At 68.2% G+C, this 11,677-nt stretch carries 10 protein-coding genes and 1 pseudogene; 2 read left to right on the plus strand and 9 right to left on the minus strand.

The window, feature by feature from the left end:
- Window positions 1-293: 293 nt before the first annotated feature.
- Window positions 294-1,304, minus strand: coding sequence for a BtrH N-terminal domain-containing protein (locus QZT59_RS05095; RefSeq protein WP_290812296.1), 1,011 nt, complete (start codon window positions 1,302-1,304; stop codon window positions 294-296).
- 77 nt (window positions 1,305-1,381) lie between these two features.
- Window positions 1,382-2,011, minus strand: a complete 630-nt coding sequence (locus QZT59_RS05100; RefSeq protein ID WP_290812298.1) for a VOC family protein — start codon at window positions 2,009-2,011, stop codon at window positions 1,382-1,384.
- Between the two features lie 216 nt (window positions 2,012-2,227).
- On the opposite strand from QZT59_RS05100, the gene QZT59_RS05105 reads away from it, so the two are divergent.
- A complete protein-coding gene (locus QZT59_RS05105; RefSeq protein WP_290812301.1) occupies window positions 2,228-2,626 on the plus strand; it encodes a PaaI family thioesterase in 399 nt (132 codons plus the stop codon).
- Between the two features lie 227 nt (window positions 2,627-2,853).
- On the opposite strand, the gene QZT59_RS05110 is transcribed toward QZT59_RS05105, so the two are convergent.
- From QZT59_RS05110 to QZT59_RS05135, 6 genes are all read right to left on the minus strand, one after another.
- On the minus strand, window positions 2,854-3,321 hold the full coding sequence (locus tag QZT59_RS05110; RefSeq protein WP_290812304.1) for a GNAT family N-acetyltransferase: 468 nt from the start codon (window positions 3,319-3,321) through the stop codon (window positions 2,854-2,856).
- A gap of 469 nt (window positions 3,322-3,790) precedes the next feature.
- Complete coding sequence (gene paaK / locus QZT59_RS05115; RefSeq protein WP_290812307.1) at window positions 3,791-5,074, minus strand: phenylacetate--CoA ligase PaaK; 1,284 nt, start codon at window positions 5,072-5,074, stop codon at window positions 3,791-3,793.
- 240 nt (window positions 5,075-5,314) lie between these two features.
- A complete protein-coding gene (locus QZT59_RS05120) occupies window positions 5,315-6,076 on the minus strand; it encodes an ABC transporter ATP-binding protein (protein WP_290812310.1) in 762 nt (253 codons plus the stop codon).
- A complete protein-coding gene (locus QZT59_RS05125; RefSeq protein WP_290812313.1) occupies window positions 6,073-6,873 on the minus strand; it encodes an ABC transporter ATP-binding protein in 801 nt (266 codons plus the stop codon). Before QZT59_RS05125 ends, QZT59_RS05120 begins: the two co-directional genes overlap by 4 nt.
- Complete coding sequence (locus QZT59_RS05130; RefSeq protein WP_290812316.1) at window positions 6,873-8,864, minus strand: ABC transporter permease; 1,992 nt, start codon at window positions 8,862-8,864, stop codon at window positions 6,873-6,875. Before QZT59_RS05130 ends, QZT59_RS05125 begins: the two co-directional genes overlap by 1 nt.
- A gap of 11 nt (window positions 8,865-8,875) precedes the next feature.
- Complete coding sequence (locus QZT59_RS05135; RefSeq protein WP_290812319.1) at window positions 8,876-10,135, minus strand: ABC transporter substrate-binding protein; 1,260 nt, start codon at window positions 10,133-10,135, stop codon at window positions 8,876-8,878.
- Between the two features lie 237 nt (window positions 10,136-10,372).
- Here QZT59_RS05135 and QZT59_RS05140 point away from each other — a divergent pair, with 237 nt between their 5' ends.
- Complete coding sequence (locus QZT59_RS05140) at window positions 10,373-11,143, plus strand: proteasome assembly chaperone family protein (RefSeq protein ID WP_290812322.1); 771 nt, start codon at window positions 10,373-10,375, stop codon at window positions 11,141-11,143.
- A 106-nt stretch (window positions 11,144-11,249) separates the two neighbouring features.
- Here QZT59_RS05140 and QZT59_RS05145 read toward each other — a convergent pair.
- Window positions 11,250-11,677 (minus strand): annotated as a pseudogene (locus QZT59_RS05145) (phosphoesterase); the annotation flags it as partial.

An 11,677-nucleotide genomic window follows, 5' to 3' on the forward strand; every position in this document is an offset into this window, starting at 1 on the left:
AGGACGTCTGAAGCGGGTGGCTGCCCCAGGACGTCTGAAGCGGGTGGCTGCCCCAGGACGTCTGAAGCCAGGCGAGTCCCACCGCTCGCCCCGATATCGGAATTACGGAAACGGGCCCGCAACGAACGTGATCCCTCGGTCCCGAGGTGACGGTGGCGGGGCGTCGCGGGCCGAATCACGTCAGCACCTGACCACCACCGAACGCCGACCACCGACGTCACGTCCCGCCCACCGCTTCGTGGCGTATCTCCTCGCTCCCTCCCGCGACGAACTCGTTCGACTCGCCGGAGAGACTATTCCTCGACTGCCGCCAGCAGCCCCTCGTACAGCTCCCGCTCTCGATCCGCGACGTCGCGGATCGCCGCCTGCGCCTCGGCCAGCTGCGGATCCATCGCGCTCACCTCGTCCACCTCGCTCGCGTCCTTCAGCGTTTCGCCGATCGCGGTCCAGTCGTCGGCGATCCCGTGCGTTCGCTCGGCGAGTTCGGGGTCGAGTTCGGGGAGTTCCTCGGTCGCCCGATCGAGGAAGCGGGCGTAGAGCCGGCGGAAGGTGCCGCCGCCCGTCCCCCGGCGCTCGACGTTCTGGTAGGCGAAGCGCACCGACCACTGCGGGTCGTCGTAGGCGGTCCAGGCGGGGAGGTCCGCGGCGAACTGGCGGATCCCGTCCAGCCCGTGCTCGCCCGGACCGAGGGGGCGGTCCCTGGTCTCGGGGTCGAGCATGTAGCTCGCCGTATCGGCGATCGCCTCGCGCGCGGCGTCGGCGAAGCCGACGGTCGGCTCCGTGTCGGTCACGACGAGGTGGCGATTCGCGAGATCGAAGACGTACGACGACTCCGTCGAGGCTCGCAGGCGGTCGAGCGGGAGCCGCTGGGGGTCGTCGAACTCGCTGTCCGAGAGGACCGCGGTCTCGTCGTCGATGCCGATCAGGAGCAGCGTGTGCGGGGCGAAGTGGGTGTCGGTGTCGAAGTAGTCGAGGTGGAAGATGTCCGTGTAGACCAGCACCGGGTCGCCGGCCGCCGTCCGCGCCCGGAGGCGGTCGACGACCGTCTCCCAGGACTCTCCGCGGTGGAGATTGTAGCCGATCCCGAGGTGCGCGAAGTAGGCGTCCTCGATCCAGAGCGGGCGGCCGAAGAACCCGCGGTGCGGGCTCTCGGGCAACTCGAAGTAGGTGAACCCGAGGCCCGACGCCAGCCCGAAGCACGTCGGCTCGTCGAAGTCCCAGGCGTGGTGGGTGGCGAGGTTCCGCAGCGACGTAGACCCGCAGTGCTCGCCGGTCCCGTGCTCGTAGCCGTCCAGGCTCGTCATACCCGGGCGTGGGCGAGCCGGCCCGATAACGGTTCTGAACGCCGACGGCCGCGAGCGGGAGTCGGTACCGGGGCGACTCAGTCGATGTAGGCGTGGTCGATCACGAGGTCGTGGCCGACGCCCGGCTCGCCGTAGACCTCGCAGTAGCCGGGCTCGTACTCCATGAGCTGGAAGAGCACGCCGCCCGTCGAGCGCGGCGAGACGAAGGCCTCCCGGTACTTCTCGCGGTCGGCCCGGTCGACGACGCGGACGCCGCGTTCCGCCAGGTGGTTCACGACGTCGTCGATCGCGGCCACCTCGAAGGTGACGTGGTGAAAGCCCGGACCGCGATCCTCGAGGAAGTCGGTGAGGAAGGTGTCCTCGGCGGTCGGCTCGATCAGCTCGATCCGACTCAGCCCGTCGAACTCGTACTGCACCCATCGGAACCCGTCGGCCGGCTCGTCCGCGATCAGTTCGCCGCCGAGGAGCTCGAGGACCGGGGCCACGCTCTCGCGGTTCTCGACCGCGATGCCGACGTGGTCGAGGCGCACGCGGAGGTCCCGCTCCGGATCGGTCTCTGACCTAGTCTCCGGATCGGTCTCTGACGGATGCTCCGGACCGGTCTCTGACGGAGTCTCCGGATCGGTCTCCGACGGAGTCTCCGGATCGGTCTCCGACGGAGTCTCCGGATCGGTCTCGGACGGATGTTCCGGATCGCTCTCGGACATAGTCTCCGAATCGGGAGCGTTCGGCAAGAAGGTACCTCCGCGGATCGCCGTTCTGCCGGCCGTCCGACGTGCGGATGGCCGCTCACCGACCGTTCGCGGAGCGGGGGCGGTTCGACGAGCGGCGGACGGTCCGTGCCCGTCCCGGCGGTCCGCCTCCGAAACCGACAGTGCGTCTCCGAAACCGACATTCTTGGTGCTGGCCGACGAGACCGAGGTATGGACGACGGCGTCACCCCGGAACGCGAAGCGCTGATCCGCGACGACCCGTTCTGCGCCCGTCTCGGGATCGAGCTCGCGGCGATCGGTCCCGGCACCGCGACGACGAGGCTGGAACTCGCGGACGATCACCTGAACTTCCACGGGATCCCCCACGGCGGCGCGATCTACTCGCTCGCGGACGCGGCGTTCGCGGCGGCCTCGAACGCCGGGGGCGACGATGCGTTCGCCCTGGAGACGAACGTCTCGTACCTGGAGGCCGTCGAGGTCGGGACGACGCTGACCGCGACGGCGACGCGGACCCACGAAACCCGGGCGACGGGAGAGTACGAGGTCGTCGTCTCGGCGGACGGCGGCGATCGGGTGGCGACGTTCCGCGGTCGCGTTTACCGGCCGTAGCGGCGCCCGATCGCCGGTCGGACGACGGGCCGTCCGTCGACCCTCGATCCGAACGGGTCGGAGAAGCCCGGCGGACTGCCGGGATCGATTCCAACCCGGTTCCGAGCCGGATTCGAGGCGATCGCTGCTCGCCGGGGTCCGCCATCGACCGGTCCGACGGATTAGTAGTACGAATAGAGCCCGTGCCGGAGCGGCTATCGATCTTTTCAGACGCTCTCAATCACGTGCTACTGGATAGAGCGCATATGTGCATCACCAGCATCCGCGCGAGCGGAGCGAGCGCGGTCCTGGTCACCTGAGCTCGCCGCCACGGCGTGAGCGTTCGTTCCCTCGAGGCGCTTTTCGAGCCTGATCGACTCGTACTCCCACAGCTCCTGGGGATTCGGTCCCGCGTCCTCGTACCCCAGTCTCCGATACCAGTCCGGAAGAAACGGGTGTTTCTTCGGAGTCGTTAACCACACGACGTCACAGCCCCTTCGGTCGGCGAGATCTTCGGCGTGGCGCATCAAACGAGTGCCGATTCCGTTCCCCTTCCACGCTTCGTGAACGCCCAGACGGCCGACTTTCGCCCTGTGAGGGTCCGTCCGCTGTAAGCGAATCCCGCCGACGACGTCGTCTCCACTGTGAGCGACGGAGAGGTGATCCGCTCGAATCCACTCGCCGACTTCCGTCGCGGTCACCGACTCCGACGTCATCGGAAAGCCGAGTTTCCTGTTCACGCGATACGCGTTCCGATACACCGCAGCCAACTCCACAGCGTCGTCCTGCGATGCGGTTCGGATGCCGATCTCCATTCTGGAATGTACCACGGCCACTCGACAAATGTACTTTTCCGGAAGTGAATTTATGTTATGCGTCCGATCAAAATCGGAGTGCGATCTAGAATACGCTGCAACGGTCGTAGACGCAACGGTCGTAGACGCAACGCTTGTAGACGCTACGGTCGCAGACGCAACGCTTGTGGATGCAACGCTTGTAGACGCTACGGTCGCAGACGCAACGCTTGTGGACGCAACGATCGCAGACGCAACGCTTGTGGACGCAACGATCGCAGACGCAACGTTCGTAGATTGGAAGTGTATCGGGGTATCGCTGCTCGGAACAGGAGGTTCGCCCGATCACGATCGCGGGCGCCGAGCGGCGTCGAGGACGAATCGTCCCCCGCTACCGGTGGTCGAAGACCCGCTGTACCTTCCCCGTCTCCTGGCGCTCGATCTGGCCGTAGGGAACGACCTCGAGGGCGTCGACCGAGACGTTGAGCACCTCGTCGAGCCGGGTTTCGACCCGGTCGCGGAGTTCGTCCGCGCCGGCGTCGGCGTCCTCGTGGTGTTCGACGGTGATCTCCATGGTGTCCAGGCTACCCTCCCGGTAGAGGTCGATGCGGTAGTGGGGCGCGATCGCGTCCACGTCGACCATCACCTCCTCGATGCTGCTGGCGTAGACGTTGACGCCGCGGACGATCAGTAGGTCGTCGACGCGCCCGCTGACGTTGTCCATGCGGACCGCCGTGCGGCCGCAGTCGCAGGTCTCGTAGGTGAGGCTGGTGACGTCGCCCGTCCGGTAGCGCAACACGGGCAGGGCCTCCTTGGTCAGGGAGGTCAACACGAGCTCGCCCTCCTCGCCCTCCGGCAGGGGCTCGCCCGTGTCGGGGTCGACGACCTCCGGGTAGAAGTGGTCCTCCCAGACGTGCATCCCGTTCTGGACCTCCGCGCACTCGACGGAAACGCCGGGGCCGATGAGCTCGGAGAGGCCGTAGATGTCGACCGCGGTGACGTCGAGGGCCGCCTCGATCTCCGCGCGCATCGGATCGGTGAACGGCTCGGCGCCGATGACCACCGTCGACAGCGGCAGGTCCTGCGGATCGATTCCCCGTTCCTCCATGTTTTCGGCCAGGTAGAGGCAGTACGACGGCGTACAGCCCAGCGCGTCGGCGCCCAGGTCCTGGAGCATCTCGATCTGTCGGGCGGTGTTGCCGCCGCCGGTCGGAAGGACGGTCGCGCCCAACCCTTCGACCCCGTCGTGGAAGCCGAGGCCACCCGTGAAGAGGCCGTAGCCGTAGGCGTTCTGGAACAGATCGCCCGGCTCGACCCCGGCGGCGGCCAGCGACCGGGCCATCACGTCCCGCCAGACCCGCAGGTCGGCGTCGGTGTAGCCGACGAGCTTCTGCTTGCCGGTCGTGCCGGAGGACGCCTGGATCCGCCGGACGTCCTCGTGGGGGACGGCGAAGAGGCCGTCCGGGTACTGCTCGCGGAAGTGCTCCTTGCGCGTGAACGGGAGCTCCGCGATGTCGTCGATCGACTCGATGTCGGCGGGCGAGACGCCGGCCTCCTCGAGGCGCTCGCGGTAGAAGTCGACGTTCTCGTACGCCCGGCGGACCGTCTCGCGGAGACGGTCGGTCTGAATCTCTCGCAGCTCGCTTCGCGGCGTCGTTTCGATGTCGTGGTACATTGGTCGTGAGTCGGGTGTGCGGTGGCGTTCGTCGTCCCGGTTCGAGTGTGCGCTCTCGGGGAGCGGACGGGCGCGGGACGCCCGGTTCGGTCGGTCACGGGTCCCAGCGAGGGACGCGACGGCTCGGCGGTCCCGGCCCGGCGTCGCTCGGCGGCGGGCCGGCGTCGCTCGGCGAGGCCCGAACGTCGCTCGGCGAGGCCCGAACGTCGCTCGGCGGCCACCCGGTTCGGTCGTCGCGGGTCATGCGGTGATCCCCAGGTACTTGTCGAGGACCTCCTCGTCGGCCTCCAGCGCCCGGGAGCTGCCCTCCCAGACGATCTCGCCCTGGTCGATGACGTAGTTGCGGTCGGCCAGCTCGAGGGCGACGTGGACGTTTTGCTCGACGAGCAGGACGGTGATCCCGCGCTCGTTGAGGTCGCGCACGGCGTCGACCACGTCCTGGACGATGTACGGCGCGAGCCCCTCGGTGGGCTCGTCGAGGAGGATGAGGTCGGCGCCGCTCACCAGGGCGCGGCCGATGGTGAGCATCTGCTGCTCGCCGCCGGACAGCGACGAACCGGGGTTGTCCGTCCGCTCGGCGAGGTTCTCGAACGTGTCGAGGACCGCGTCGATCGAGAGCCCCTCCCGATCGGCGGCGCCCCCGTAGGCCGCGATCTCCAGGTTCTCGCGGACGGTCAGCTTCGGAAAGATTCGACGCTCTTCCGGCACGAGGGAGATGCCGCGCTTGGCCGTGTCGACCGCGTCCAGCGAATCGATCGACTCGCCGCGGAAAGTGATCGAGCCCGCGGTCGGCGCCACGACCCCCGTGATCGTCCGGAGCGTCGTGGTCTTCCCGGCGCCGTTGCGGCCGACGAGCGAGACGATCTCTCCCTGCTTCACGTCCAGGGAGACGCCCCTGAGAACCTGCGTCTCGCCGTAGCCGGCGTCGACGTCGTGCAGCGAGAGGAAGGGGGCGAGCGCCGGGTCGTGGCGGGACGCCGTCGATCCGTCGTCCGCGCTCATTCGAGCATCCCCCCGAGGTAGGCGTCCTGGACGGCCCGGTCGTCGGCGATCGCCTCCGGCCGTCCCTCGGCGATGACTTCGCCCTGGTGCAACACCGTGATGCGGTCGGAGAGTTCCATGACGAGTTCGATGTCGTGTTCGATCAGGAGCAGCGTCCGGTCCGCGAGCACGTCGTCGATCAGGTCGATGGTTCGCTCGGTCTCCTCGATGCTCATGCCCGCGGTCGGTTCGTCGAAGAGTACGAGCTCGGGATCGGTCGCGAGCACCATCCCGAGCTCGAGGCGGCGCTTGTCGCCGTAGGAGAGCGCGTTCGCCTCCGCCGTCGCCAGCCCGGTTAGCCCGACGTCGTCGAGCACCTCGTCGGTGCGCGCGTTGATGCCGTCGTGGCGGTCCGTCGGTTTGAACAGCGACGCCAGGAACCCGTAGTCGTCGCGGTGGACCGACTGGGCCGCCAGCCGGACGTTCTCGCGGACGGTGAGCTCTCCGAAGATGTTCAATATCTGGAACGATCGGCCGATGCCCCGGCGGACCCGCTCCTGGGGCGGGAGGTCCGTCACGTCCTCGCCGTCGAACCGGACCGTCCCCTCGGTGGCCGCCAGGCCGCCCGAGAGGAGGTTGAACAGCGTGGTCTTGCCGGCGCCGTTCGGGCCGATGACGCTCCGGAACTCGCCCCGGCGGATCGAGAGGTTCACGCCGTCGACCGCGGTGAACGCGCCGAATCGCTTCGTCAGCCGGTCCGTCTCCAGGATCGGTCGGGTGTCGGTGCCGTACTCGTCACGCGTGGTTTCCGCCGCCATCAGTCACCATCTCCTGCGGGAACGTCGGTCGGGGTCGGTTCGTCCCTCGGGCCGGGGCCCGGCCCGCCGGGGAGGTGCGGTGCGAGCAGTTCGGGGACCGAGACGAGCCCCCGCGGGAGGAAGATCACGAAGAGGATGAAGATCGTCCCGAGGACGAGCCGCCAGCGGGCGGTGTAGTGCTGGATCAGCTCCTCGAGGCCGAAGAACGCGGCGGCGCCGACGACGGGGCCGTAGAGGGTCCCCATCCCGCCGAGCAGCACCATCACGATCACCTCGCCCGACTTCAGCCAGTGGGCCGCCTCCGGCGAGACGAAGCCCCAGGTCAGCGCGAAGAGGGCGCCCGCGAGCGTCGCGAAGACGCCGCTGACGACGAACGCCCGTCGCTTGTAGATCGTCGGGTCGTAGCCGAGGAACCGGACGCGTTCCTCGTTCTCCCGGATCCCCTTCAGGACGCTCCCGAACGGCGACTGCAGCATCCGGCGGGTGAGCAGGAACGAGGCGATCAGCGACGCGAGCGCCACGTAGTAGAACAGGCTCGACCCGGTCAGCGAGGCGGGACCCACGAAGATGGCGACCTCGCTGAAGTCGATCCCGACGCCGCCGATCCCGTAGTACGCGGAGAACCCGAACAGCCCCTCCGAGCCGCCGGTGAGCGTTCGGCCGGCCCAGCCGTCGACCCGGTAGAGCACGTTGTAGTAGAGTTCGGCGAACGCCAGCGTGATCATCGCGAAGTAGACGCCGTGGACGCGGATCGACAGGTAGCCGACGATCCAGGCGACCGCCCCGCCGACCAGCAGCGCGACGGCGACGGCGACGAGGGCCGATCCGGTCACGTTGATCAGGATGATGGCGGACACGTACGCCCCCAGACCCCAGAAGAGGGCGTGGCCCAGCGAGACGAGGCCGGTGTACCCCATGACGAAGTCCAGCGCGAGGGCGAACAGCCCCCAGATGAGGATCCGTATCATGAACGTGACGTAGTGGGCGGAGTACAGCCACCCGGCGCCGAGCGGGACGAACGCCAGCAGCGCGATCATCGCCACGCTCAGTTTGAGGCGGGTCTCGTCGGCGAGCAGGGTTTGGGTCGTCCCCGTCAGGAGCTCCCCGCCGCCCTCCTCGAACTCGGAGCCGAACAGCCCCTGGGGTCGGAGCAACAGGACGAGGATCATCAGCACGAAGATGACCATCCCCTCGAGCGCCGGCACGTACGGGCGGAGGATCGACTCCTGGAGCACGCCGACGAGCAGGCCGCCGGCGACCGCGCCCCGGAAGCTCCCGAGGCCGCCGAGCACGACGATGACGAACGCCGGGATGATGATCCCCATGCCCATGTCGGGGGTGACCGTCGTGCGACCGCCGAGGATGACGCCGGCGACGCCCGCCAGCGCCGCCCCGAGGCCGAACACGAGCGAGTAGTAGCGGTCGATCCCGATCCCGAGGTTCTTCACCATCTGGCGGTCCTGGGCGCCCGCCCTGATGATGAGCCCGAACCTCGTGTGCTCGAGGATCGCCCAGACGCCGAGGGCGATCGCGCTGCCGACGACGATGATGAAGAAGTTGTAGACGCTGAAGCTGGCACCCAGCATGGTGACCGTCCCGGTGATCGCGTCCGGGCGCGAGAGCGATCGGGATTCCGGCCCCCAGAGCAGGTAGATCAGGTCGTTGATGACGATCACGAACCCGAACGTGAGGAGGATGTGGTAGAGCGGATTCCGGCCGTACAGCGGCTGAACCGCGTAGCGCTCCATCGCCACGCCGACGACGCCGACGATCAGCGGCGCGAGGACGATCGCGGCGACGAACCCGACGCCGCCGCCGAGCGGCGCGGCGACCGCGATCGCGAAGAAGGCACCCAGCGCGAACAGCTCCCCGTGGGCGAAGTTGATCACGTGCATGACGCCGAAGATGACCGACAACCCGGCGGCCAGGAGCACGTAGATCAACCCGACGGTCAACCCGTCCAGCAACTGTTGGATGATTCCGGCGACCATCGTGGGCGAGGTTACAGCTCGCACCCGGTGTCGTCACAGTCGGGCGCGGCGCCCTCGCCGTCGAGTTCCGCGAGGAGGTCCACCGCGGCGACGTCGCCGTCGTCCGGCTCGACGTTCTGGCCCATCCAGACGGGGTTCATCGCCTGCTGATCGCACTCGCGGATCTCGACGTCTCCGAAGATCGACTCGAAGGTCATTCCGGAGAGCGTCTCCCTGACTGTGGCCGGATTCCGCGAGCCCGCCTCCTGGATCGCCTCGGCCACCATCGTGATCGAGCCGTAGCCGACCCGCGAGAAGTTGTCCGGCGGCGCGCCGTACTCGTCCTCGTAGGCCTCGACGAACTCGGGGTTGGTCCCGGTGTCGACGTCCGGCACGTAGCGGGTGCCGCTGTAGACGTCGTAGGCCGCCTCGCCCGCGCCGCCCCGCACGACCGCGAACGAGGCGGTCGTGGTTACGATCGGAATCTCGTCGTGGAGGCCGCGGCCGTGGGCCTGCGAGAGGAATCGGATGAGGTGGCCGCCCGTCGCGCCCACCACGAGGGCGTCCGCGTCGTCGGCGCTGTCCATCAGCTGCGTGATGAACGCTTCGAAGTCTTCCGCTCCCGCGTCCGGCTCGACCGTCTCGACGTCCTCGTAGTCGTCGGTCAGCTCCTGCATCCGGTTCTCGAACTCCTCTTTCACCGAGTGGCCGTAGGCGTAGTCGGCGATCGAGTACATGATCCGTCCGCCGAGCTCGTCGGCGGTCCACTGGGACATCACCTCCGCGATCTGGGCGGTGCTCGTCTCGAACCGGAAGACGTACTCGTTGCAGTTCGAACCCGTGATGGAGACGTCCGCCGCCCCGGGCGTGTAGATCACCTCGTTGTCGAGGGCGACCTCGTTGATCGCGAGCGCGACCGAGCTGGAGATGGCGCCGGTCAGGAAGCCGGCCTCGTCGCGTTCGATCGCCTGATTGGCCGCCTGGACGCCGTCTTCGGCGTTCAACTGGGTGTCGTACTCCTCGAACTCGATCTCGAAGTCGTACTCGTCGCTCTCGTTGACGTGCTCGATGGCGAGTCGCTCGCCCTGGTTGCGCTCTTCGGCGAGCTCGGCGAAGTCGCCCGTGAACGGCTCCAGCACGCCGAACTGGACGGTGTCGAAGTCCTCGTCCTCGCCGTCCGCCTCGTCCGGATCGCCGATACAGCCCGCGAGAGAGGCGATCCCCGTCGCACCCAGGGCGCCGGCGCCGCGCAGCAGGTCGCGCCGTCTGTGATTGTTGCTACCAGACACCATGTTACTATGGGAGAAGCTACGAGTCCACCAGCATAATCCGTTCCCCCCACATAACGGGACTTTATATATAGGTCTCCGAGCGAGGGTGCACCACCGATCCCAAGACGAGAACGACCGACGGCCCCGGCCCATTTCGTTCCCACCGTCGGTCGTGAAGGAATCGGGGCGGCCCCGGCCGCACCGTTTCGCACCGTCGCGTGGGGAACACCCTTGCTCCCCCCGGTCGAACGTCAACCCATGTCCGACCAGCGACCGAGCACGTCGTTCGAACAGCTCGCCGAGGTGTCCGCCGACTCGCCGACCCTGATCGAGGGCTTGCCGGGCCACGGTCTGGTCGCCTCGATCGCCGTCGACCTGCTCCGGGACCAGCTCGACCTCGGCCACTGCGGCAACATCACGTCCGAGGCGTTTCCGCCGGTCGTCACGTTCGACGACGGGCTCGTCCGGGATCTCGTCAGGGTGTACGGCTGCGGCCATCCGGCGGTGATGACCCTCGAGAGCGACATGGCGATCCCGCAGCGAGCGTTCGAGCCGCTGGGCCGGTGCGTGATCGAGGAGGTGGCCGGGGAGATCGGCCGCGCGATCTTCATCGCCGGGGCGCCCGCCCAATCGGAGGAGGCCCTCGGCGAGGTGAGCGCGGTCGCGACCACCGAAGCGATCCGGGACGAGCTCCGCGAGGCCGACGTTCCCATCGCGGACCAGCGGGGGCTCGTCGGCGGCGTCACCGGCGCGCTCGTCCGTCAGTGCTACCAGGACGACGTGCCGGCGGCGCTGCTGGTCGTCAAGGCCCACCCGCAACTGCCCGACCCGCAAGCCGCGAAGGCCGTCGTCGAGACCGCCCTCGAGCCGCTCGTCGACTTCGAGGTGGACACGACGCCGCTCGACGAGAAGGCAGAAGAGATCCAGCAACGGATGGAACAGATCGCGAGCCAGTACCAGGAACAGGTCCAGCAGGCGGGCGATGAGGGCGGTGGCTTCCGCTCGAAGGGGTCGGGAATGTATCAGTAAACGGCTGGGACCGCCGCGGCCACCGGCCCGGATACCGGGCGCGGTCGATCCGGATACCCGGACCGAGTGATCCGGCAATCGGGTGTCGGCCGACCGCCGACGACGCCTACTCGTCGTCCGAGGCGTCGGTGGGCCCGACGTCGCTCGTCATCTCCGTGTCCGATCCCGGCGGCCGCTCCGAGTCGATGTCTTCGCCCTCCGTGATGGCCTTGGCCTCCTGTTCCATCGCCTCGACGTCCACGTCGACCTCTTCGAGCTCGCCGATGATCTCGGCGATGTCGTCGAGCCCGATCAGCTCGCGGGTCTCCTCGTCGAAGTCGAGACTCTCGAGGGGCTCGCCGTCCTCCCTGACGTCGCTGCCGGTGAGGTGCTTGCCGTAGCGACCGAGCATCGAGGACAGCTCCTGTGGGAGGACGAACGTCGTCGACTCGCTCTGGCCGATCTCGGTCAGCGCGTCCATCCCCTTGTCGATGACGGCGCGCTCGCCCATCGACTCGGCCGAGCGGGCACGCAGGACCGTCGAGATGGCGTCAC

This window comes from Halovivax sp. (assembly GCA_007119345.1).
GTDB lineage: Archaea > Halobacteriota > Halobacteria > Halobacteriales > Natrialbaceae > Halovivax.